Source organism: Herbaspirillum sp. Her4, from assembly GCF_057961335.1.
Genome location: NZ_CM176330.1, coordinates 3,210,979 through 3,232,877, shown reverse-complemented (window position 1 = coordinate 3,232,877; position 21,899 = coordinate 3,210,979). Strand labels below are relative to the sequence as shown.

General features: G+C 62.9%; 19 protein-coding genes and 1 tRNA gene. 10 read left to right on the top strand and 10 right to left on the bottom strand.

The window, feature by feature from the left end; all coding sequences use genetic code 11:
- The first annotated feature begins 25 nt into the window (after nucleotides 1–25).
- The 4 genes from ACWFUC_RS14580 to ACWFUC_RS14565 all read left to right on the top strand — a co-directional run bounded on the left by ACWFUC_RS14580 (nucleotide 26) and on the right by ACWFUC_RS14565 (nucleotide 3,194).
- Nucleotides 26–1,243: a L,D-transpeptidase family protein gene (locus ACWFUC_RS14580; protein ID WP_489637625.1), complete on the top strand. Its 1,218-nt coding sequence runs from the start codon at nucleotides 26–28 to the stop codon at nucleotides 1,241–1,243.
- The gene (locus tag ACWFUC_RS14575) at nucleotides 1,240–1,809 is read left to right on the top strand and encodes a peptidylprolyl isomerase (RefSeq protein WP_489625273.1); all 570 of its coding nucleotides are present in this window, start codon (nucleotides 1,240–1,242) and stop codon (nucleotides 1,807–1,809) included. The genes ACWFUC_RS14580 and ACWFUC_RS14575 overlap by 4 nt, the downstream gene beginning before the upstream one ends.
- 83 nt (nucleotides 1,810–1,892) lie before the next feature.
- Entirely contained in the window at nucleotides 1,893–2,381 is a 489-nt protein-coding gene (locus ACWFUC_RS14570) for a peptidylprolyl isomerase (RefSeq protein ID WP_013233868.1), read from the top strand.
- Nucleotides 2,382–2,411: 30 nt separating this feature from the next.
- Nucleotides 2,412–3,194 carry a UDP-2,3-diacylglucosamine diphosphatase gene (locus ACWFUC_RS14565; RefSeq protein WP_288067995.1) on the top strand — a complete coding sequence of 261 codons (783 nt, stop codon included), beginning with the start codon at nucleotides 2,412–2,414 and terminating at the stop codon, nucleotides 3,192–3,194.
- A gap of 82 nt (nucleotides 3,195–3,276) precedes the next feature.
- Here the strand turns inward: ACWFUC_RS14565 and cysE are convergent, their stop codons facing one another.
- The 3 genes from cysE to rnr form a co-directional block, all read right to left on the bottom strand.
- Nucleotides 3,277–4,029: a serine O-acetyltransferase gene (gene cysE / locus ACWFUC_RS14560; RefSeq protein WP_134222057.1), complete on the bottom strand. Its 753-nt coding sequence runs from the start codon at nucleotides 4,027–4,029 to the stop codon at nucleotides 3,277–3,279.
- 128 nt (nucleotides 4,030–4,157) lie between these two features.
- Nucleotides 4,158–4,895: a 23S rRNA (guanosine(2251)-2'-O)-methyltransferase RlmB gene (gene rlmB, locus ACWFUC_RS14555; RefSeq protein WP_489625272.1), complete on the bottom strand. Its 738-nt coding sequence runs from the start codon at nucleotides 4,893–4,895 to the stop codon at nucleotides 4,158–4,160.
- Between the two features lie 91 nt (nucleotides 4,896–4,986).
- Nucleotides 4,987–7,503 (bottom strand): ribonuclease R, encoded by a 2,517-nt coding sequence (gene rnr / locus ACWFUC_RS14550; RefSeq protein WP_121039393.1) that lies wholly within the window; start codon nucleotides 7,501–7,503, stop codon nucleotides 4,987–4,989.
- 221 nt (nucleotides 7,504–7,724) lie between these two features.
- On the opposite strand from rnr, the gene ACWFUC_RS14545 reads away from it, so the two are divergent.
- A tRNA-Leu gene (locus tag ACWFUC_RS14545) sits at nucleotides 7,725–7,809 on the top strand.
- A gap of 224 nt (nucleotides 7,810–8,033) precedes the next feature.
- On the opposite strand, the gene ACWFUC_RS14540 is transcribed toward ACWFUC_RS14545, so the two are convergent.
- Nucleotides 8,034–9,575, bottom strand: coding sequence for a methyl-accepting chemotaxis protein (locus tag ACWFUC_RS14540; RefSeq protein WP_489625271.1), 1,542 nt, complete (start codon nucleotides 9,573–9,575; stop codon nucleotides 8,034–8,036).
- Between the two features lie 242 nt (nucleotides 9,576–9,817).
- Here ACWFUC_RS14540 and ACWFUC_RS14535 point away from each other — a divergent pair, with 242 nt between their 5' ends.
- On the top strand, nucleotides 9,818–11,311 hold the full coding sequence (locus ACWFUC_RS14535; RefSeq protein WP_489625270.1) for a cryptochrome/photolyase family protein: 1,494 nt from the start codon (nucleotides 9,818–9,820) through the stop codon (nucleotides 11,309–11,311).
- Between the two features lie 62 nt (nucleotides 11,312–11,373).
- Here the strand turns inward: ACWFUC_RS14535 and ACWFUC_RS14530 are convergent, their stop codons facing one another.
- From ACWFUC_RS14530 to pmbA, 3 genes are all read right to left on the bottom strand, one after another.
- Entirely contained in the window at nucleotides 11,374–12,972 is a 1,599-nt protein-coding gene (locus tag ACWFUC_RS14530; RefSeq protein WP_121039382.1) for an MDR family MFS transporter, read from the bottom strand.
- Nucleotides 12,973–13,053: 81 nt separating this feature from the next.
- Nucleotides 13,054–13,545 (bottom strand): GNAT family N-acetyltransferase, encoded by a 492-nt coding sequence (locus ACWFUC_RS14525; RefSeq protein ID WP_489625269.1) that lies wholly within the window; start codon nucleotides 13,543–13,545, stop codon nucleotides 13,054–13,056.
- Between the two features lie 80 nt (nucleotides 13,546–13,625).
- On the bottom strand, nucleotides 13,626–14,990 hold the full coding sequence (pmbA, locus tag ACWFUC_RS14520; protein WP_034335393.1) for a metalloprotease PmbA: 1,365 nt from the start codon (nucleotides 14,988–14,990) through the stop codon (nucleotides 13,626–13,628).
- A 75-nt stretch (nucleotides 14,991–15,065) separates the two neighbouring features.
- On the opposite strand from pmbA, the gene yjgA reads away from it, so the two are divergent.
- Together yjgA and mog are read left to right on the top strand one after the other, a co-directional pair.
- On the top strand, nucleotides 15,066–15,671 hold the full coding sequence (gene yjgA, locus ACWFUC_RS14515; protein ID WP_034335392.1) for a ribosome biogenesis factor YjgA: 606 nt from the start codon (nucleotides 15,066–15,068) through the stop codon (nucleotides 15,669–15,671).
- On the top strand, nucleotides 15,661–16,290 hold the full coding sequence (mog, locus tag ACWFUC_RS14510) for a molybdopterin adenylyltransferase (protein WP_489625268.1): 630 nt from the start codon (nucleotides 15,661–15,663) through the stop codon (nucleotides 16,288–16,290). The genes yjgA and mog overlap by 11 nt, the downstream gene beginning before the upstream one ends.
- Before the next feature lie 44 nt (nucleotides 16,291–16,334).
- Here mog and ACWFUC_RS14505 read toward each other — a convergent pair whose 3' ends face one another.
- Nucleotides 16,335–16,997 (bottom strand): hypothetical protein, encoded by a 663-nt coding sequence (locus ACWFUC_RS14505; RefSeq protein ID WP_489625267.1) that lies wholly within the window; start codon nucleotides 16,995–16,997, stop codon nucleotides 16,335–16,337.
- A gap of 178 nt (nucleotides 16,998–17,175) precedes the next feature.
- Between ACWFUC_RS14505 and ACWFUC_RS14500 the strand changes: the two genes are divergently transcribed.
- Nucleotides 17,176–17,844: an alpha/beta hydrolase gene (locus tag ACWFUC_RS14500; protein WP_489625266.1), complete on the top strand. Its 669-nt coding sequence runs from the start codon at nucleotides 17,176–17,178 to the stop codon at nucleotides 17,842–17,844.
- A gap of 255 nt (nucleotides 17,845–18,099) precedes the next feature.
- Here ACWFUC_RS14500 and ACWFUC_RS14495 read toward each other — a convergent pair whose 3' ends face one another.
- Both ACWFUC_RS14495 and ACWFUC_RS14490 read right to left on the bottom strand, forming a co-directional pair.
- Nucleotides 18,100–19,119: an alpha/beta hydrolase gene (locus ACWFUC_RS14495; RefSeq protein WP_489625265.1), complete on the bottom strand. Its 1,020-nt coding sequence runs from the start codon at nucleotides 19,117–19,119 to the stop codon at nucleotides 18,100–18,102.
- A 387-nt stretch (nucleotides 19,120–19,506) separates the two neighbouring features.
- Entirely contained in the window at nucleotides 19,507–19,968 is a 462-nt protein-coding gene (locus ACWFUC_RS14490; protein WP_039786512.1) for a MarR family winged helix-turn-helix transcriptional regulator, read from the bottom strand.
- 428 nt (nucleotides 19,969–20,396) lie between these two features.
- Between ACWFUC_RS14490 and ACWFUC_RS14485 the strand changes: the two genes are divergently transcribed.
- Entirely contained in the window at nucleotides 20,397–21,896 is a 1,500-nt protein-coding gene (locus tag ACWFUC_RS14485) for an ABC transporter substrate-binding protein (RefSeq protein ID WP_489625264.1), read from the top strand.
- The last annotated feature ends 3 nt before the right edge of the window (nucleotides 21,897–21,899 follow it).

The window sequence follows — 21,899 nt, the reverse complement described above, 5'->3', positions numbered from 1 at the left end:
CGCTTTGCAAGGGCGTCCCGCGCGCATGCTGGGACGCCTGCTGATGTTGTGCCTGGCGGGTCTGCCTGCGATGGGCAGCGAGGCATCCTCTTCTTCCATTCCGCCGCAAGGCAATACGGCCGACGCACCCGCTGCCAAGCCGGATCCGGAAGCTCTGCTCATTGATATCTACAAGGACCTCGGTGCCAACCGCCTGCGCGAAGCCCAGGCCAAGGCCGACGCCCTGGTGGCGGCCTATCCGACCTTCCGCCTGGGCCATCTGGTGCGCGGCGACCTGCTGCTGATGCATGCCCGCCCGGTGCGCAACTTCGGCGCGATGGCCGATGGACCCGGCGACAAGCTCAAGGAATTGCGCGACGAAGCCATGGTGCGCATCCGTTCCCTGCAGGAAAAACCGGATCCCAAGCTGATCCCCAAGGCCGTGCTGCAAGTCGGCGAGGACCAGAAGAACGTGCTGGTGGTCGATACCACGCGCTCGCGCCTGTACGTCTACGAGAACCAGGGCGGCGAGCTGAAATACATGACCGACTACTACGTCTCGCAAGGCCGCTTCGGTGCCAACAAGACCAAGTCGGGCGACCAGCGCACGCCCATCGGCGTGTATTACGTCAACAACCGCATCCCCGGCCCCAAGCTGCCCGATTTCTATGGCACGGGCGCGCTGCCGCTGTCCTATCCCAATGAGTGGGACAAGCGCAATGGCCGCAGTGGCTACGGTATCTGGCTGCACGGCACGCCCTCGGACAACTTCAGCCGCCCGCCCCTGTCCTCGGATGGCTGCGTGGTGCTGGCCAATCCGGACCTGCAGAGCCTGTATTCCACCGCCGAAGTCGGCAAGACCGTGGTGGTGATCAGCCAGCACGTGCAGTTCGTCGACAAGAGCGAATGGGCCAAACAGCGCGACGCCGCCTCGGCCATGCTGGAGCAATGGGGCCAGTCGCTGGAGAATGCGGATGCCGACAAGGTGCTGGCGTATTACTCTCCCGAATTCCGCTCGGCCCAGGGCGAGAACCTGGCCACCTGGTTCGGCCGCCAGCAGAAGAGCCTGAACGGCGCGCGCTATACCAGTGTCAAACTGCGCGATGTCAGCCTGTTCCGCTATCCCGGCACACCGGAAGACATGATCGTCAGCACTTTCACTCAGGAAAGTGCGGTCGGCAAAAGCAAGAACGCGATCCGCAAGCGCCAGTACTGGGTGCGTGAAGGATCGCAATGGAAAATCATTTACGAAGGCAACGCATGATCCTCTCCCGTCGTCATCTGCTGCGCATGGCTGCAGCACTCTCTCTGTCGGCCACGCTGGCCGCCCCTGCCCTGGCGGCCGACGCCCCGCGCGTACTGCTCAAGACCAGCATGGGCAACATCACCCTGGAACTGAATCCTGAAAAGGCTCCGGTCTCGGTCGACAATTTCCTGAAATACGTCAAGAAGGGCCAGTACAACGGCACCGTCTTCCACCGCGTCATCAACGGCTTCATGATCCAGGGCGGCGGCTACGACCAGAACATGCGCGAGAAGACCACCGACGCGCCCATCAAGAACGAGGCCAATAACGGTTTGAAGAACGAGGTTTATACTGTGGCGATGGCGCGCACGTCGGCACCGCATTCGGCAACGGCCCAGTTCTTCATCAACGTTGCGGACAACCGCTTCCTGAACTACCCCGGCCAGGACGGCTGGGGCTACGCCGTCTTCGGCAAGGTCATCGCTGGCACCGACGTGGTCGACAAGATCAAGCAAGTACGCACCGGTGCCGGCGACGTGCCGGCCACGCCGGTGGTGATCGAATCGGCCACCCTGGTCAAGTAAGGCCGGCCTGCCGTCACGCAGCCAAGGCGGGCCCAAGTCGCCCGCCGGTTTTTTTTCATTCTCCCTCAAGCAAAGGATTCATCATGGCAGTTCTGCTCACCACCAACCACGGCACGATCAAGATCGAACTGGATGCCGAGAAGGCCCCCAAGACCGTTGAGAACTTCCTGGCCTACGTCAACGCCGGCCATTACAACGGCACCATCTTCCACCGCGTCATCGACGGTTTCATGATTCAGGGCGGCGGCTTCGAACCGGGCATGAAGCAGAAGGAAACCCGCGAGCCGATCGAGAACGAAGCCAAGAACGGCCTCAAGAACGAGCCCTACACCCTGGCCATGGCCCGCACCGCCGCGCCGCACTCGGCCTCGGCGCAGTTCTTCATCAACGTCAAGAACAACAGCTTCCTGGACTACCCGGGCCAGGACGGCTGGGGCTACTGCGTCTTCGGCAAGGTCGTCGAAGGCACTGAAGTGGTCGACAAGATCAAGGGCGTCAAGACCACCCGCGCCGGCATGTTCGCCGACGTGCCTGCAGAAGATGTGGTGATCGAGAAGGCAGAAGTGGTCTGAGCCTGACCCGGACCACTGACTTCACCGACCATGACTGATTTCCAGTTCATGCAGAAAGCGCAACCGACGGTTGCGCTTTTTGTTTCCGACCTCCATTTGCAAGCCGCCCTGCCCCGCACCACCGAGGCTTTTCTGTCCTTCCTGCAGCGCCATGCAGTACAGACGCAGCAACTGTACTTGCTGGGTGACGTGTTCGAGTACTGGGCCGGTGACGACGACCGTACTGCTCCCTACAACCAACTGATTGCTGACGCACTGCGAACTGTACAGGCGCAAGGCGTGCAACTGTACTGGATGGCTGGCAACCGCGATTTCCTGGTCGGACAGGCATTTGCCGATGCCGCCGGGCTGACGCTGCTGGAGGACCCGCACGTCATCACCGCCGCCGGCCGCACGCTGGCGCTGGCCCATGGCGATGCGCAATGCACCGATGACCAGGCCTACATGGCGTTCCGCGCCCAGGTGCGGCAACCGGCTTACCAGCAGCAGTTCCTGTCCATGCCGCTGGCGCAGCGCAAGGCCATCATCGAAGGCATCCGCAAGAACAGTCAGGACGCCAACCAGAGCAAGGACATGGCGATCATGGACGTCAATGCCGGTGCCATCGATGCGCTCTTCGCGCAGACCGGCACCGATGTCCTGATCCACGGCCATACGCACCGCCCTGCCCTGCATCGCCTGGACGGCGGCAAGCTGCGCTATGTACTGCCAGATTGGGAATACGACGTGGAAACGCCGCGTGGCGGCTGGATCAGCCTGACGGCTGACGGTGCGCTGCACCGGCATGATGTGAACGGCGACGAGATCGCCTGATCTCGCCGTACATGCTTCATCGCTGCGGCAGATGCCGTGGCGAGCTACGCAGCCGGTCTGAACCCGGCTGCGCCCCTGCTCCTCAATCGACCAGCCGGTTCAGTTGCGCGGCGTCGAATTGTCCGGCCTCTTCAAGGCGTCGACACCCTATCCCCGCACCCTGCAAGGCGGCCAGCACGGCTTCCAGTTGCTGCTCCTGCGCGGCCACCTGGTTGATGAGTCCGTGCAGCGCCTTGGACAGCGGATCATCGCCATTGGGCATCACGCCATAGGCCGCAAACAGGCGTGCTGCCGCCTGATCACGCGCGGCTGGCGCGACATTGCGCTCGACGATGCGCGCCGGGTTGCCCACGGCGGTGGCGCCGGGCGGCACTTCCTTGGTGACTACCGCATTGGAACCGACCTTGGCCCCGTCCCCGACCGTAAAACCGCCCAGCACCTTGGCCCCGGCACCGATGATGACGCCGCGCCCCAGTGTCGGATGGCGCTTGGCTCCCTTGGCCAGCGAAGTGCCGCCCAGGGTCACGCCCTGGTAGATGGTGGAATCGTCACCGACGATGGCGGTCTCGCCAATCACCACCCCCATGCCGTGATCGATGAAGACACGGCGGCCGATGGTGGCACCGGGATGGATCTCGATGCCGGTGAGGGTGCGGCCGAGCTGCGAGATGAAGCGTCCCAGCCACTTCATCTCGGCCTTCCAGCAAGCCTGGGCCCAGCGATGCAGGATCACCGCATGCAGGCCCGGATAACAGGTCAGCACCTCCCAGCTGTTGCGCGCGGCGGGGTCGCGCTCACGGATGCTGGCGATGTCTTCTCTGAGTCGGCTGAACATGGTGTGTTTCCTGAAACGTTGAATGAAAACGGCTACTGAAGTGAAATTGAAGTGATCCAACAATGGAACGGCAAAAAAAAATCGCCGGACGCGAAGTCCGGCGATGATGTCATGCGGGATGACCGGACTTACTTGGGCAAGCGCTGGCGTCGCGCCTCGTACAGACAGACGCCGGAAGCCACGGAGACGTTGAGACTCTCGACCGATCCGAACATGGGGATGTTGACCAGCACGTCGCAGGTCTCGCGGGTGAGGCGGCGCATGCCTTCGCCTTCGGAGCCCATCACCAGTGCCGTGGGACCGCTGAAGTCACCTTCGTAGAGGCCCTTCTCGGCATCATCGGAGGTGCCGATGATCCACACGCCGCGCTCCTTCAGGTCGCGCATGGTGCGGGCCAGGTTGGTGACGGTGATGTAGGGCACGGTATCGGACGCACCGCTGGAGACCTTCATGGCCGTGGCATTCAAGCCCACGGCGCGATCCTTGGGGGCGATCACGGCATGCGCGCCGGCACCGTCGGCCACGCGCAGGCAGGCGCCCAGGTTGTGCGGATCGGTGATGCCGTCGAGGATCAACAGCAGCGGCGGACCGACCACGGCATCCAGCAGTTCATCGAGGGTGCGCGCCAGCGACAGCGCGGCGGCCTTGGCCACCACGCCCTGGTGACGGCGCGTGCCGACCATGGCCCCGAGGCGCTGGTCGTCGGCCTGGATGATGCGCACATTGGCTTCCTTGGCGGCATGCAGCAAATCCAGCATGCGGCGGTCGCGGCGCTCGGCATCCACGTAAATCTCTTCCACCGAGGAAGCCTCGTGGCGGATGCGGGAGGTCACGGCATGGAAGCCGAAAATCATTTTGCTCTTCATAGATCCTGCTTGTGTCTTTCGTCTTGCTCGGGGCAACTGCCCCGCGTTCCATCAAACCCGGCCTGCGCATCGCGCAGGTCCGGGGACATGCTCATCGCTTCTTCTTGCCCTTGGTGTAGCCCTTGGATGCAGCGCGCTTGCGGTCAGCTTCGCCGGGGCGTGCCGTGGCGGTGCGCGCGGCACCGGCCTTGGCCTTGGCGCCACCCTTGGGCTTGCTGCCCGCTGCAGCGGCAGCTGGCTTGGCCGCCCCCCTCTTGCCACGGGCTGCCGGCTGAGCTTCATCGGCACTCTGCCTGCCGCCACCGGACTTGCCGCGCGCGGCGTTTTCAGCGCGCTTGGCTTCGTTCTTGATGAGGGTACGGATGCCCGGCTCGTTGACCAGTGCCAGGTCGATCTTGCGTGCATCCAGGTCCACGCGGCTGACCTGCACGGTGACGCGGTCGGTCAGCTGGTAGCGGATGCCGGTACGTTCGCCGCGCAGTTCGTGGCGCGCTTCGTCGTACTGGAAGTAATCCGCACCCAGTTCGGTGACGTGCACCAAACCTTCGATGTAGAGCGCATCCAGTTGGACGAAGATGCCGAAGGTGGCCACGCCGGCGATGGTGCCGGTGAATTCCTCGCCCAGCTTGTCGCGGATGAAGTAGCACTTGAGCCAGGCTTCCACATCGCGCGAAGCCTCATCGGCACGGCGCTCATTGGCCGAACAGTGCAGGCCCAGCGCTTCCCAGATCGCCAGTGCGCTCTCGCCGCGCGGCTTCTTGCCGGCCGCCTTGTCGGTGGCACGCTGCAGTGCCTGCGCCTTGCGGGCGGCGGGCGAGATCGAGGTGTTCAGCGCAGTGCTGTCGATACCCTTGGGCTCGTAACGCTTGCCTTGCAGCACGGCCTTGATGGCACGGTGCGTCAGCAGGTCGGGATAGCGGCGGATCGGGCTGGTGAAGTGCGCATAGGATTCATAGGACAGGCCGAAGTGACCGATGTTGTCCGGGCTGTAGACCGCCTGCTGCATCGAGCGCAGCAGCATGGTCTGGATCAGCACCGCATCGGGACGTGCCTTGACCTTGGGCATGAGCTCGGCGTAATCGGAGGCGCTGGGGGTGTCGCCACCACCCAGGGTCAGGCCGATCTGCTTGAGGAAGGTGCGCAGCTGCGTCAGCTTTTCCTTGGTCGGACCGGCGTGGATGCGGTACAGCGCCGGGTGATCGTGGCGCTTCAGCAGGTCGGCCGCGCAGACGTTGGCGGCCAGCATGCATTCCTCGATCAGGCGGTGCGCGTCGTTGCGGGTGCGCGGCAGGATCTTCTCGATCTTGCCGGCAGCGTTGCAGACGATGTAGGTCTCGGTGGTCTCGAAGTCGATCGCACCGCGCGCCTGGCGTGCCGTCAGCAGCGCCTGGAAGACTTCGTACAGATGCGTCAGGTGCGGCACCAGGCCGATGCGGCGCGCTGCTTCCGGGCCCTTGGTATTGGCCAGGATCGAGGCCACTTCGGTATAGGTCAGGCGAGCTGCGGAGTGGATCACGGCCGGATAGAACTGGTAGGCCTTGATCTCGCCCTTGGCGGTGATGACGGCATCGCACACCAGGGTCAGGCGGTCCACGTCCGGGTTCAGCGAGCACAGGCCGTTGGAGAGCTTTTCCGGCAGCATCGGGATCACCCGGCGCGGGAAATACACCGAGGTGCTGCGCTCCAGCGCGTCCACGTCCAAGGCGTCGTTGGGCTTGACGTAGTGGCTCACGTCGGCAATGGCGACGATCAGGCGATAGCCCTTGGTGCGGCCGATCTTGACCGGTTCGCAGTAGACCGCGTCATCGAAGTCGCGCGCGTCTTCACCATCGATGGTGACCAGCGGCACGTCACGCAGGTCGACGCGGTCCTTGAGGTCGGCCGCCTTGACTTCGCTGGGCAGCTTGGAAGCCAGCTTCTTGGCGGCTTCCGAGAATTCGTGCGGCACGCCGTACTTGCGCACGGCGATTTCGATTTCCATGCCGGGGTCGTCGATATCGCCCAGGATCTCGACGATCTTGCCCACGGGTTGCGTGTAGCGGGAAGGATGTTCGGTCAGCTCCACGCTGACCACCTGCCCTGCCTTGGCCTTGCCCGGGGGGCCGGCCAGCAGCACGTCGTGGCCGATGCGCTTGTCTTCGGGGGCGACCACCCAGACGCCGTTCTCATTGAGCAGACGGCCGATCACGTGGGTATTGGCGCGTTCCACCACTTCGACGATGGTGCCTTCCGGACGGCCACGGCGGTCGGTGCCGGTGATGCGGGCCTGTACGCGGTCGCCGTGCATGACCTTCTGCATTTCCTTCTCGGGCAGGAACAGGTCATCAGCCCCTTCATCGGGCAGCAGGAAACCGAAGCCATCGCGATGGGCGGAGACGCGGCCCAGGATGAAGTCGGGCGAGTGGGTCAGCTTGTAGTTGCCGGCGCGATCCGGCTTGATCTGGCCGTCGCGTTCCATGGCGTTGAGGCGGCGCGTCAGGCCGTCCATTTCTTCCGGCTTGACGCCGAGCGCGGCGGCCAGGGCGGCAGCGTTTTGCGCGCCCGAGGAAGTACGCAGGATGCCGAGGATCTCTTCCCGGCTGGGAATGGAATAGGGGAATTGGCTCAAAAGTTTCGTTTCGCGCAATTGTTATAAATGCCAAGGCGAAGCTCGCCCAGGCGGACGGATGTGCCTAGTGTAACGGAGTTGCGGCCATTTACCTAACCGCAATACGGGGGTAAAACAGGGGTGAAGCATCGTATTGCAACGAAAATGATGCCATGGAAGCGAAAAAGTTGTTGACAGCGCTTTTAGACCGTCTATAATCACGGTCTTCGCTTTACAGCGCAGCCCACGTGGCGGAATTGGTAGACGCGCATGGTTCAGGTCCATGTGCCGCGAGGTGTGGGGGTTCGAGTCCCTCCGTGGGCACCAAACAAAAAAGGTCGATTGATGAAAATCAATCGGCCTTTTGCGTTTTGGGGGCCACGAGCAAAGCGCCTGCGCGCTTTGCGGGAGGGACGGGGTCGCGGGACGTGACCGAGGTCTGCCGTGGGCACCAAACAAAAAAGGCCGAATGATGAAAATCATTTAGCCTTTTTTGTTTTTTGGCTTCAAGAAAAATAGGGGCAAGACATCATCGCCTCCCCTCTATTTTCTTACCCCCTCAAACGGAACACGCTCACGGTCTCGCTCAGCCCTGCTGCCTGCTCCTGCATCTGCCGCGCCGCCGCAGCCGCCTGTTCCACCAGCGCCGCATTCTGCTGGGTCGCTTCATCCATCAGGTTGATGGCCTGGTTGACCTGTTCGATCCCGTCACTCTGCTCCTGCGACGCCGAGGTGATTTCGGCCACGATGTCGGTCACGCGGCGCACGCTGGCCACCACCTCTTCCATCGTCGTACCGGCCTGCTCGACCAGCCTGCTGCCCGCCTCCACCTTGCCCACCGAGTCGCCGATGAGTTCCTTGATCTCCTTGGCCGCGCTGGCAGAGCGCTGCGCCAGAGTGCGCACTTCGGAGGCGACCACCGCAAAGCCCCGCCCTTGCTCACCCGCACGCGCGGCTTCCACGGCGGCGTTGAGCGCGAGGATATTGGTCTGGAAGGCGATGCCATCGATGACGGCAATGATGTCCACGATCTTGCGCGAGGAATCATTGATCGAGCCCATCGTGGCCACCACTTCCGAGACCACCGAACCGCCCTGCACCGCCACCTCCGATGCCGACACCGCCAGCTGATTGGCCTGGCGTGCGTTGTCGGCGTTCTGCTTCACGGTCGAGGTCAGTTCTTCCATCGCCGACGCGGTCTCTTCCAGCGAGCTGGCCTGCTGCTCGGTGCGATTGGACAGGTCCAGGTTGCCATCGGCGATCTCGCTGGAGGCGGTGGCGATGGTATCCGTACCCTGGCGTACACGGGTGACGATGCCCACCAGGTTGTCATTCATTTCCTTGAGTGCGCGCATGAGCTGGCCGGTTTCGTCCAGGCTGCGCACCTCGATCTGGTTGTCCAGGTGGCCGTTGGCCACACGGCTGGCCACGTTGACCGCCTGGTGCAGCGGTGCCGTGATCGACCGGGTGATGGCCCATGCCAGCGCCACGCCCAGCAGCAGTGCCACTGCGCCCAGCACGATCATGAGCGTGCGCGCATTGCGGAAGAGACTGTCAATTTCCGCAGTCTGGTTCTTGATGCGGTCGGACTGCATCACGGCCAGCTTGTCGATGGCGGCCAGATAGACGCGCGTACTCGGCAGCAGCTGCTCGTCCACTGCCTTGCGAGCACCCTCTTCGTTGCCCGCCTCCTTTTCCTTGAAGACCTGCGCATTGGCCGCCAACACCACCTTCCGGCGTTCGTTGATCTCGGCCAGGGCAGCGCGCCCGGCGTCATCGGTGATCAGCTCTTCCATGCGCTTGACCAGCTCATTGTTCTTGCTGATGGTGGCGCCGATCTCCTGCTTGTAGAACTTCTGCTGTTCGACATCCGGATTCTTGGCGGCCGCCACGATGCGGCCGACGTTGAGTTCGATGGAGCGATAGAAGGTAACGACCAGCCTCTCCTTGACCAGCGCATCATTGACCATCGTGTCATTGAGGCTCCCCACCGCCTGCAGCCGCCCCACGCCAATGGCGGCAATCACCAGCATCAAACCCAGAATCGCGGCAAAACCCAGCCCCAGCCGGGTGCCGATCGTCATCTTCTTCATTGTTTCCCCATCTCCCATTGCACGAGACGCATGCGGATCGCAGCGCCCTCCCTCGTTCTCCGCATCGTATGCGGATGCGTCATTATCGGCCAGACGATAGCCCCCTTGAGATGCGACGGGTCAAATCGATGAAAATCTTTTATCATTCACACGAACGCTACCAATCAGTAGCCACCGCCGGAATGTGATCCCGCTGGCCCCACGGGGCGAAGACCAACCCATTGAAGAAGAACACCAACGCAATGCCCCAATTCGACAAGTCCCTGGTCTGGTTCCGCCGTGACCTGCGCCACACCGATCATGCCGCCCTTTACTACGCACTCTCGCAGAGCCAGTCCGTGTGGTGCGTGTTCGTCTTCGATACCGACATTCTCGATGCGCTCAAAGCCGAGGGTGTCGAGCAGGATCGCCGCGTTGATTTCCTGCTGGCCAGCGTGGCCGAACTGGACGAGGCGCTGCGCAAGGCGGGCGGCGGGCTGATCGTGCTGCACGGAGCGGCCGCCAGGTGCATTCCGGAACTGGCTGCCGAACTGGCGGTGCAGGCGGTCTTCGTCAACACCGACTACGAGCCCGCCGCAGTGGAACGCGATGCGGCAGTCGACAAGGCCCTGAAAAAACATGGCGCGCAATTGCTGAGCTACAAGGACCAGGTGATCTTTGAAAAGGATGAGGTGCTGACCCAGTCCGCCAAGCCCTTCTCCGTTTTCACCCCTTACAAGAATGCGTGGATGGCCAAGCTGGCCGCCGCCGGTGGCGACTTCTATCTCAAACCCTATCCGGTCGAGAACTACTTCAAGGCACTGGCCAAACCGCCGGGCAAGGCGCACCACGGATTGCCTTCGCACAAGGCACTGGGCTTCCACCCCAGCAATTTGCAGGAACTGAAGATTCCTACCGGCATGTCCGGTGCCCAGGCCCTGCTGGAGGACTTCCTGGGCCGCATCGGTGCCTACGGCACGGCGCGCGATTTTCCGGCAGTGAAGGGTCCGTCCTATCTGTCGATCCACCTGCGCTTCGGCACGGTCTCCATCCGCACGCTCGCGCGGGCTGCGATGCAGGCCATGCATGCGGGCCAAGGCGCGGCCGGTGCGGCGGTGTGGCTGTCGGAACTGACCTGGCGCGATTTCTATTTCATGATCCTGCACCACCATCCGCGCGTGACCGCCAAGGCTTTCAAGCCCGAGTACGATACGATCAAATGGGAGCACGGCAAGCATGCCGAAGAGCTGTTCGCCGCCTGGTGCGAGGGACGCACCGGCTATCCGCTGGTGGATGCGGCCATGGCCCAGATCAACCAGACCGGCTACATGCACAACCGCCTGCGCATGGTGGTGGCCAGTTTCCTCACCAAGGACCTGGGTATCGACTGGCGCTGGGGTGAGAAATATTTCGCGATCCATCTCAACGACTTCGACCTCTCGGCCAACAATGGCGGCTGGCAGTGGGCATCGTCTTCAGGCTGTGATGCGCAGCCCTACTTCCGCATCTTCAATCCGGTCACGCAATCGGAGAAGTTTGATCCGGACGGCAAGTTCATCCGCCGCTATCTGCCGCAACTGGCCAAGCTGTCCGACAAGCGCATCCATGCGCCGTGGACGGCCACACCCGATGAGCGCATGTCGGCCGGCGTGACGCTGGGGACGAACTATCCGCGCCCTATCGTCGACCATGCGCAGGCGCGTGAACGCACGCTGGAACGCTATGCGGTGGTGAAGAAGACGGAGAAGACCGAATAAGCGCACGCTCCGCATCAAGAAAAAACGGACCCACGGGTCCGTTTTTGCATGCGGCCAGCCGCTTATTCCGACATCACCGGCTCCACCTTCTTGTCCTGGTCAAAGCGGATGGGCGGCACGCGCCTTACCATCCACAACCCCACCAGCGCGGCCACGATGGCAATGGCGATGCCCATGTGAATGGCCCCGACCAGCGCCTCGCGCGCCGCTTCCAGCAAGGCCGAACCGTCATGCCCGGCCTGCATCAGCTGGGCCAGCAGCACCGACTGGATGTCATGATTGACCAGCACTTCGGGATCGCTGAAGTCCTTGAGCCACTGCGCCGCGTGATCTCCTTCCAGGGCCTTCTGCACGCCTGCGCCATACATCTGGCTCACCAGCGTGCCGGTGATGGCCGTGCCCAGCATGCCCCCGATCATGCGCAAGGACTGCAGCAAGGCGGTAGCGATACCCAGGTGCTCGCGTGCAGCGGCCTGCTGCGCGAATACGGTGAGATTGGGCAAGACCAGTCCCAGCCCGAAACCACCGGCCAGCATCACTGTCAGCAAAAAACCATTGCCGGTGGTGCGATCACACAGCACCACGCCGAGACAGGAAGCAGCAATCAGCGCAAAGCCCAGGTTCATCATCAGGTTGGGGTTGGGAATGCGCGTGATGATGCGGCCATTGACGATGCTGGCCACGGTAATACAGGCCACCAGCGGCGTAATGAGCAGCCCCGCTTCACGCGGGCTCAACCCGAATCCGCCCTGGAACAGGAGTGGCGCATACATCAGCAGCGAGAACATGGCAAAGCCCGCCAGCACCGACAAGACAAACAGGCTGGCCAGCGCCTTGTCGCGCATCATCTCGAAGGGCAGGATGGGCTGCGCGGCGCGCTGCTCCCACTTCCACAAGGCGTAGAAGGCCGCCACCGACACGGCCAGCAACACCAACATGCCGCCCGTGATGCCGCGCTTGGGCAGCAGTTCCACCAGCAATTGCAGGCTGCCCAGCGACAGTGAAATCAGCAGCGCGCCGGGCCAGTCCAGCCGCATCTTGCCGGCGTGTTGCATGTGGCGGATATGCGGCACGAAGCGCCAGACGAAATACAGCGACAGCACGCCGATGGGCAGGTTGCAGTAGAACACCCAGCGCCAGCCCAGCCCTTGCGTGAGGAAGCCGCCCAGCGAAGGACCGACAGCCGTGGCAATGCCGAAGGAGGCCGACAGGATGATCTGCCAGCGCAGCCGCACGCGCGGATCCGGAAACAGGTCAGCGATGGAAGCGAAACAGGTGCCCACCAGCATGCCCCCACCGATGCCCTGCAGCCCGCGCGCAAGCACCAGGAACAGCATGCTGTTGGCCATGCCGCACAAGGCCGAAGCACCGACGAACACGACGATGGACGCAATCACGAACGGCTTGCGCCCGAAGTAATCGCCGAGCCGTCCGAAGATGGGCACGGTAATGACCGAGGTCAGCAGATAGGCTGTGGCGACCCAGGCATAGAGATCGAAACCTTTCAGTTCAGCCACGATGGTCGGCAGGGCGGTGCCGACGATGGTCTGGTCCAAGGCCACCAGCATGATGACGAAGCAGATGCCCAGCGTGGCCAGCAGGGATTCGCGGAACGGCAGGACTTGGCCGCTGGAGTGGGCGGCGTCGGTGTGTAGGGCCATGTGCGGAGGATGAATGTCCGAAGTTGCGCGTGTGCGCCAATCCGTCATTCTAGCGCCGCATGGCATGGCTTGCCCTGCGCGCTACAGCAGCAGCTCGTAACGCTGCTCGTTGAGCTTGACGCCCCAATGCGAGCCGATGCGCTGCTCGGCCAGCACGAATCCGTGACGCTGGTACAGGTTGTGCGCGGCGTGCAAACCTTCGAAGGTCCAGAGGTAGATCGAGGGAAAATCACACTCCGCGCAGAAACGGATGGCCTCGGTCAGCAGGGCATCGCCCACGCCGCGCCCACGCAGTTTTTCGGAAGAGATGAACCAGCGCAGCCACGCGCCCTGCTGCTGCGCATGCTGGCCGTCGATGGTCAGCGAACCTTCGACACGGCCATGCACGGTGGCAGTCCAGAAGCCGTCGCGGCTGTCGTCGTAGCGGCTCATGAAAGCCGCCAGTTCGGTGGCGATGCGGGCTTCGAAATACACGCCGAAGCTCCAGTTTTCGGTGTAATACGCGGCGTGCAGCTCGGCTACACGCCCGATGGCGCCTGGCAGATAGCCGCGCCGGATGTGGATGTCGTCCATGGCTTGCCTCCCCAAGATGGGCGGCGCTGGCCGTGGCACCACCCGGCTCGCCAGCGGCGGCCGGGTGGCGTGCTGCACGATCAGTCGCCAGCGATGGTCATGTTTTCCAGCAGGATGGAACCCGTTTCCTTGGTGCCGCGAATGAGCGTGTCGTTACCCACGGCCACGATCTGGCGCAGCATGTCCTTCATGTTGCCGGCGATGGTGATTTCTTCCACCGGATACTGGATCACGCCATTCTCGACCCAATAACCCGAGGCTCCACGCGAATAATCGCCCGTCACGTAGTTCACGCCCTGCCCCATCAGCTCGGTCACCAGGAGGCCGGTGCCCATCTTCTTCAACATGCCCTTGAAGGTATCGGCCTTGGTGGTCAGGTCCGAGCGCAGCGTCAGGTTGTGCGAGCCGCCGGAGTTGCCGGTGGTCTGCATGCCCAGCTTGCGGGCAGAATACGTCGACAGGAAGTAGCCCTGCACCACGCCATCCTTGATCACCTCGCGCTTGACGGTACGCACGCCTTCTTCATCGAAGGGCGCGGAACCCACACCGCCGACCACATGCGGATCTTCCAGGATCTGGATGTGCTCGGGGAACACCTGCTGGCCCAGCGAATCGAGCAGGAAGGTCGACTTGCGATACAGCGCACCGCCTGACACCGCTTGCACAAAGGCCCCCAGCAGACCCGCTGCCAGCGGGGCTTCGAACAGCACCGGGCATTTGCGGGTGGTGAGCTTGCGCGCGTTCAGGCGGGCCAGCGCACGTTCGGCAGCGTAGCGGCCGATGGCTTCGGGCTTGGCGAGTTTCTTCGGATCGCGTTTGGACGAATACCAGTCATCGCGCTGCATGCCCGCGCCCTTGCCGGCGATGGGCGCGACCGAGATGGTGTGGCGCGAGAACGGATAGCCGCCCATGAAACCACGGCTGTTGGCCGCGATGAAATGCGAGTGCTGCACGTAGACGCCAGCGCCTTCGCTGTTGGTAATGCGCGGGTCGGTCTCGAGGGCTGCGGTTTCGCAGCGTTGGGCCAGCGCCACAGCTTCTTCGGCGGAAATATTCCACGGCGAAAACAGTTTCAGGTCGCGCGGGGCCATTTCCAGCATCTCGGCGTCGGGCAGGCCGGCGCAGTCATCGATGGCGGTGAAGCGTGCGATGTTGTAGGCGGCCTCGACCGTTTCCTTCAATGCCTGCTGCGAGAAATCCGAGGTGCTGGCATTGCCGCGCCGCACCTGGCGGCCTTCTCCGAGGAACACGGTCACGCCGATGCCCTTGTCCTTGTTCTGCTCGATGGTCTCGATCTTGCCCTTGCGCACCGCTACCGACAGGCCGCTGCCCTCGCTGATGTCGACGGCGGCGTCCGAGGCGCCCTTGTCCCGGGCATAACGCAAGACATCCTGCGCCAACTGCTTCAACTGGTCCTGACTGTGCGTGAATGGGGTATCGCTCATGAGCCTGTTTTCTCTGAAATGCGGGTAAAACGGTTATCATAGCAGCCGTTAAGCTTTATTTCTCGAAGTCACGATATGCCCAATGCCAATCGCGGTGCTGTCGGATTCCAATCCAGCGAATTCGAACAGGAATACGACCGCCCCTCCAAGTCCCAGCTCAAGCGCGAGATGGATGCCCTGCAAAAGCTCGGCGAATCGCTGGTCAATGAACCGCGCGACCGCGTCAAGCGCGTCCCCATGCCCGAAGACGTGCGCGATGCCATCCTCGAATGCCAGCAGATCAAGGACCACGAAGGCCGCCGTCGCCAGATGCAGTACGTGGGCAAGAAGATGCGCACGCTGGAAGCCGACGAGATCGCCATCATCCAGAAGACCATCGACAGCTGGCACGGTGCCTCCAAGGCCGAAACCGCCGCCATGCACGCCCTCGAACGCCGCCGCGAAAAGCTGCTGGCCGATGACCAGGCGCTGACCGAACTGCTGAACCGCCATCCCGACGTCGACGTGCAGCACATGCGCACGCTGATCCGCAATGCCCGCAAGGAGCAGGCGGAAAACAAGCCGCCCAAGGCTTACCGCGAAATCTTCCAGATCCTCAAGCAGCTGCAGGCGCAGGCTGCACGCGCCAAAAGCGAAGCCGCCGAGGACGAGGCGGACGAGCAGGATGACGATGAGCGTTGAGGCTGTAACGACGATCGCCCGTGAGGTGCTGCGGGTCGGACTGGTCTCCATCTCCGACCGCGCCTCCGGTGGCGTCTACCAGGACCAGGGCATCCCGGCCCTGCAGGAATGGCTCAGCAAAGCGCTCACCAGCGCCTTTGAAGTCGAGACGCGACTGATCCCCGATGAACGCGCACAGATCGAACAGACCCTGGTGGAACTGGTCGATGTAGCCCGTTGCGACCTGGTGCTGACCACGGGCGGCACCGGTCCGTCGCGTCGCGATGTCACGCCCGAAGCCACGCTGGCCATCGGCACCAAGGAAATGCCCGGCTTTGGCGAACAGATGCGCCAGATCAGCCTGCAGTTCGTGCCGACCGCGATTCTCTCGCGCCAGGTCGCCGTGATTCGCGAGACCGACGGCCATGCCGCGCTGGTACTGAATCTGCCCGGCCAGCCCAAGTCCATCCGCGAAACACTGGAAGGATTGAAGGACCAGGACGGCAAGGTCAAGGTGCCCGGCATCTTTGCCGCCATCCCCTACTGCATCGACCTCATCGGCGGTCCTTACATCGACACCGATGAGAGCGTCTGCAAAGCCTTCCGTCCCAAGTCGGCCATCCGGCCCGCCAGCAAGTAACAGTACCTCAGCGGCCCGCACCACGATGCGGGCCTGCCCTCCCCTCAGTTCGGACACTTCCCCTCATCCGGCCCGCCGCACAGCGCGGCCGCATTCAGCAGATCCAAGTATTGTTGCAGCGCTGCCGGCGAGATCCGGTAGGGATACTGCTTGAAGGCGTTTTCAGTCGGCGGACGCCAGCTGAACTGCACCACGAACAGTTGCTGCTTGCCCTGATACACCGCCAGTACAGTTCCCTCGCCATAGGGCGCAACTGGCCCGGTACGGTCGCAGAAGCCGCCGCTGACAGAGACCGGAATATTGTTGGTGCTGCCATCCTTCTGCGCCATCGCCACGAAGCGGCCCGGGCAATTGCGCTGGGCTCCCTGCATCACTTCAGTCAAGGCCACCTGTGCCACGGTCAGGTTGCGCGCCTGGATGTTGGCGACCAGTCCGGCATCGGGATAGCCCCGACGCTGCACGCCCATGTAGCCCTCGCGCCAGGAGTCATGCGCTTCGTTGGGCGGCAGGAAATCGACCACGTAATTGCCCTCCGGATCGCCGTCCATGTAGGCCAGCCGCCAGCCCGGCGGGGGCGAGATCATCAGGTTTTCGCCGCGCGGCTGGAACAATCGGCCTTCGGCTTCGGCATGACCGGCCAGGGCTGCCACGGCCAGTACGGAGGCCAGCAGCGGGGCCAGCAGGCGATGCGATGGGATGCACTTCATGGGTTTTCCTTTTCCAGCGCCGCCATCGCGGCGGCGTTCATCGTATGATGTGAGCCCATTGCAGCACAGACGCTGCGCATGACCACGGGCAAGGCCGTATTGTGCTCCCGCGCCGGGACAGACACAAATGCCGCGCCCCGCCCTTTCATCCACCGACCGCAACAGGAACCGCACGCTTATGTCCGCTCCCCTCGAAACGATACAGATCGATACCGCCCCCAATCCCACTGCCTCCGTCATCTGGCTGCACGGCCTGGGAGCCGATGGTTCGGACTTCGTGCCCATCGTGCGCGAGCTGGACCTGTCGGGCTGCCCGCCCATCCGTTTCATCTTCCCGACCGCGCCGACCATGCCGGTGACCATCAACGGCGGCTACGTGATGCGCGCCTGGTACGACATCTTCGCGCCCGACCTGGTCCGCCGTGAGGACGAACCCGGCCTGCGTGCCTCGCAGGCCGCCATTGAAGCGCTGATCGCACAAGAGCGTGCACGCGGCATCCCCTCCGAGCGCATCGTGCTGGCCGGTTTCTCGCAAGGCTGCGCCATGACCTTGCAGACCGGCCTGCGTCATCCGGAACGCCTGGCCGGCCTGATGTGCCTGTCCGGCTATCTGCCGCTGGCCGCCACCATCGAGGCCGAACGCCACGGTGCCAACCACGACACCCCCATCTTCATGGCCCACGGCACCATGGATCCGGTGGTGGTGCTGGAGCGCGCCGTCAAGTCGCGTGAACTGCTGACCCAGCTGGGCCACAAGGTCGAGTGGCACGACTATCCGATGCAGCATTCGGTGTGCGGCGAGGAAGTCGAGGATATTGGCGCCTGGCTCACACGCGTGCTGGCATAAAGATTGATTTGCAAAGGTACGCAAAATTGCGTTTGCGTTCCGCTACCCGTTCGTCCTGAGTAGCGGCGACTGCCGCGTATCGAAGGCGCTACGGCCTGTGCACCTTCGATACGGCCCGTACGGGCCTACTCAGGACGAACGGTCGACACGTGCGCAGACGCGAAGAAACAAGGCCCCGGACGCTTGCATGCGCCCGGGGCCTTGACCATTTGGAGAACGGCTCGCTGCGGTTTCACCCGCAGGACCGCCTTGCAATCACTTCAGGCGGAACTTCAGTTCCTCACCCGCCTGGCGCATCGCGGTCTGCACGGCAGGCACCTTGGCCAGTACGTTGAGCAGGCCGAAGTCGTGGATCATGCCGTTGTAGCGCACGCTGGTCACGGCCACGCCGGCGGCTTGCAGCTTGCGGCCATAGGCCTCGCCTTCATCACGCAGCACGTCGTTTTCGGCGGTCTGGATCAGGGTCGGCGGCAGGCCGGCCAGTTGCGCCGGGGTCGCATTCAAGGGCGAGGCGGTGATTTCCTTGCGCTTGGCGGCGTCGGTGGTGTAGCTGTCCCAGAACCACTTCATCATGTTCTTGGTGAGGAAGTAGCCATTGGCGAACTGGTTGTAGGAAGCCGTTTCGAAGTTGGCATCGGTCACCGGCCACAGCAGCACTTCCGAACGCAGGGCGGGGCCGCCCTTGTCCTTGGCCATCAGGGCCACGACCGCAGCCATGTTGCCACCGACGCTGTTGCCGGCCACGGCCAGGCGCTTGCCATCGACCTTGATTTCCTTGCCGTGCTCGGCCACCCACTTGGTGGCGGCATAGGCCTGGTTGATGGCCACGCCGTAGCCGGCTTCCGGCGACGGGGTGTAGTTCACGAACACGGCCACCGCACCGGAATTGGCCACCAGGTCACGCACCAGGCGTTCGTGGGTCGGGAAGTCGCCCAGCACCCAGCCGCCGCCGTGGAAGAACATGAAGGCCGGCAAGGTCTTGGTCACGCCTGCCGGACGCACGATGGTCAGCTTGATCTGCTGGCCGTCGACGGTGATGGTCTTTTCCGACACGTCTGCCTTGGGCAGATCCAGCTTCACGCTGGCTTGCGCACCCACCAGCACGGCGCGTGCATCCTGCGGCGAGAGCTGTTCCAGGGGCTTGCCACCGCCGGCCTCCAGCGCCTGCAAGAAGGATTGGGTGGTCGGTTCCACACCGGCATCACCGGCGGCATAGGCATTGCCAAAAACCAGGCCGATGGCGGCGACGGCGGCGAGTTGCTTGAACGAGGTCATGATCTTCTTCCTTTTCTCTAATCTCAGATGAGCGAATCGGTGGATTCACCGGGTAAGTGCTGCGAGGGAACTGCGTACTTGTTGCTGTGCTGCCTGGTACTGCGGTACTGCACCGGCCGTTCGTGGCCAGGAAAACCGTCGATACCACGATAAAACTAAAATCCTATTAAATAGCAAACTACTTAGTTGACGCTATTGGCTCTGCGTATAACGGCCGCTCGGAGGGCGGGACAATGCCGCCATTCCGTTCCGTCTGCCGATGCCGGTTATCTGGCATTGTTGCGAGCAATCCAGCAACTATATAAAGCACTATTTGATAGTGCACTATATATTTGACTTTCAAAAAGGGACTTGGCCCGGTCGCCGCATCCCTTCAATCTGCCCTGCTCACTCGCCCGTATTCTTGTGCAAGCGCGCACGCAAGGCCATCAATTCTTCCTTCATCGCGGTCAGTTCCGCCGCCGTCGACTCGGTTGCCCGCAAGACTTCACGGGGCAGTTCCACCGCCTGTTCGCGCAGCTTGTCACCTTCTGCGGTGAGCGAGATGACCACCTGCCGTTCATCGCTGGCCGCGCGTTCCCGGGTCACCAGGCCCTGCGCTTCCATGCGCTTGAGCAGCGGGGTCAGCGTCGCTGAATCCAGCACCAGGCGTTCACCGATATCGGACACCGTCAGCTGGTCCTGCTCCCACAACACCATCAGCACCAGATACTGCGAATAGGTGATGCCCATGTTGCGCAACAGCTTGCGATAGAGCTTGCTCATCGACAGCGAAGTCGAGTACAGCGCAAAACACAACTGGGCATCCAGCAGCGGGGCCGACTTGCGTTTGTCTGTTTTCGAATTCATGCAGCGCAGTTTAGCGAGGCCAAAATTAAATAGCAAGCGATTTAATCAAAATATTTACGCTTGGCCGTCGCCACTTCGCCACGCCCCTTCCTCGGGCGGACTGAGCCCCGATTGCGCACCATCGCGAAGCAGGCCTGCACTGGCACGATGGACTGATGCGCAACCTTGCACGCCATTTCCCTCGTCGCAGCCATCCGGCGGGAGGCCCGCCCCGCCTGCATTCCCGGCTACTGATACCGCCTTGCCGACTGACGCGAAGCTGACGCCATGGCACGCTTCCTGCATGTCTTCTTCATTGTATACATTGACGTATCCGTGCTTGCCTTCACCCTGTCCATCGCCTAAGCTGGCCCGATGGCCGTGGCAGGCGGGCTTGCCGTCCAGGCCGGTTGCGCTCGATCCGTGATGACTTCTGAAAGGAAAAACGAATGAACCCGCGTGTCTCCCGTTTCCTGCTGTCCGCGATGTCCTCGGCCGTGCTGGCCGCCTGTACCCTGCCCGCCTGGGCGGTGACGCTGAACATCTCGCTGGACGCCGACCCCGGCAAGCTCGACCCCACGCAGTCCTCCATGCTCAACGAGCGCATCGTCTACCAGAGCATCTTCGACAAGCTGGTGGACCTGGACGGCGAGGGCAAGATCATCCCCATGCTGGCCGAGCGCTGGACCGTCTCCGAAGATCAGAAAACCTACACGCTGTATCTGCGCAAGGGCGTCAAATTCCAGGATGGCACGCCCTTCAATGCCAAGGCGGTGGAATTCAACTTGCTGCGCGGCCAGGAGAAGACCTCCCTGCGCCGCAATGAACTGAAATACGTCACCAAGATCACGGTGGTCGATGAGCACACCATCAAGCTGGACCTCTCCACGCCCTTCGCGCCCTTCCTCTCCATCCTCACCGACCGCGCCGGCATGATGTCGTCGCCGGCGGCCGTGAAGAAATACGGAGAAGACTACGTCAACCATCCGGTCGGTACCGGCCCCTTCGTTTACGAAGGCCGCCTGAAGGGTGCCACCATCACGCTCAAGAAGAACCCCGAGTACTGGCGCGCCGGCCTGCCCAAGGTGGATGAAGTGGTCTACAAGATCATGCCGGACGTCAATGTAGCCTTCAACAACCTGCGCAGCGGCCAGGTCGACATCAGCAACCGCTTCCCCTACAAGGAAATCACCAACGTCCCGGCCAACGCCAGCTACACGGTGCTCAACAAGCCGTCGCTGGGCTTCCGCGGCTTCTACATGAACACCGGCAAGCCGCCCTTCGACAAGAAGGAAGTGCGCGAAGCCGTGGACATCCTGATCGACCGCAACGCCATCGCCAAGGTGGTCTACAACAACGCGGTGGCCGCCGGCCATTCGCCCTTCTCCAAGGCGCAGTTTGCCAATGGCCCCAGCGACGTGCCGCCCAAGGTCGACGTGGCCCGCGCCAAGGCCCTGCTCAAGGCCGCCGGCAAGGAAGGCGGCTTCAGCTTCAAGCTGACCCTGCCGACCACGCCCGATGAATTGCAGGTCGGCCAGATGATCCAGGGCATGCTGCGCCCGGCCGGCATCACCGTCACGCTGGAGAAGACCGAACTGGCCACCCAGATCGAGGCCGGCAAGACCGGCAACTTCGAAGGCCTGTTCGTGGGCTGGAGCGGCCGCCCCGATCCGGACCAGAACATCTATGACTTCGTCACCACCAACGGCTCGCTGAACTATTCACACTTCGGTGCCAAGGAAGTGGACGACCTGCTGCAGCAGGCCCGCGTGGAAGGCGACCAGGCCAAGCGCAAGGCGCTCTATGACCAGGCGATGGCGATCCTGGTCAAGGAAGTGCCCTACGTCTATACCGTGCATGACAACGTGCTGTTCGGCATAGCCAAGTCGGTCAAGGGCTTCCAGTACGTGCCCGATGGCGTGATCCGCACTGCGACCGTGTCCAAGTAAGTC

Coding starts and splice junctions, on each gene's coding strand:
- ACWFUC_RS14485 (WP_489625264.1), top strand. CDS start 20,397: ATGAACCCGCGTGTCTCCCGTTTCCTGCTGTCCGCGATGTCCTCGGCC.
- ACWFUC_RS14495 (WP_489625265.1), bottom strand. CDS start 19,119: ATGACCTCGTTCAAGCAACTCGCCGCCGTCGCCGCCATCGGCCTGGTT.
- mog (WP_489625268.1), top strand. CDS start 15,661: ATGAGCGTTGAGGCTGTAACGACGATCGCCCGTGAGGTGCTGCGGGTC.
- ACWFUC_RS14525 (WP_489625269.1), bottom strand. CDS start 13,545: ATGGACGACATCCACATCCGGCGCGGCTATCTGCCAGGCGCCATCGGG.
- ACWFUC_RS14540 (WP_489625271.1), bottom strand. CDS start 9,575: ATGAAGAAGATGACGATCGGCACCCGGCTGGGGCTGGGTTTTGCCGCG.
- ACWFUC_RS14565 (WP_288067995.1), top strand. CDS start 2,412: ATGACTGATTTCCAGTTCATGCAGAAAGCGCAACCGACGGTTGCGCTT.
- ACWFUC_RS14500 (WP_489625266.1), top strand. CDS start 17,176: ATGTCCGCTCCCCTCGAAACGATACAGATCGATACCGCCCCCAATCCC.
- ACWFUC_RS14535 (WP_489625270.1), top strand. CDS start 9,818: ATGCCCCAATTCGACAAGTCCCTGGTCTGGTTCCGCCGTGACCTGCGC.
- rlmB (WP_489625272.1), bottom strand. CDS start 4,895: ATGAAGAGCAAAATGATTTTCGGCTTCCATGCCGTGACCTCCCGCATC.
- yjgA (WP_034335392.1), top strand. CDS start 15,066: ATGCCCAATGCCAATCGCGGTGCTGTCGGATTCCAATCCAGCGAATTC.
- ACWFUC_RS14505 (WP_489625267.1), bottom strand. CDS start 16,997: ATGAAGTGCATCCCATCGCATCGCCTGCTGGCCCCGCTGCTGGCCTCC.
- ACWFUC_RS14580 (WP_489637625.1), top strand. CDS start 26: ATGCTGGGACGCCTGCTGATGTTGTGCCTGGCGGGTCTGCCTGCGATG.
- ACWFUC_RS14490 (WP_039786512.1), bottom strand. CDS start 19,968: ATGAATTCGAAAACAGACAAACGCAAGTCGGCCCCGCTGCTGGATGCC.
- ACWFUC_RS14570 (WP_013233868.1), top strand. CDS start 1,893: ATGGCAGTTCTGCTCACCACCAACCACGGCACGATCAAGATCGAACTG.
- ACWFUC_RS14575 (WP_489625273.1), top strand. CDS start 1,240: ATGATCCTCTCCCGTCGTCATCTGCTGCGCATGGCTGCAGCACTCTCT.
- pmbA (WP_034335393.1), bottom strand. CDS start 14,990: ATGAGCGATACCCCATTCACGCACAGTCAGGACCAGTTGAAGCAGTTG.
- cysE (WP_134222057.1), bottom strand. CDS start 4,029: ATGTTCAGCCGACTCAGAGAAGACATCGCCAGCATCCGTGAGCGCGAC.
- ACWFUC_RS14530 (WP_121039382.1), bottom strand. CDS start 12,972: ATGGCCCTACACACCGACGCCGCCCACTCCAGCGGCCAAGTCCTGCCG.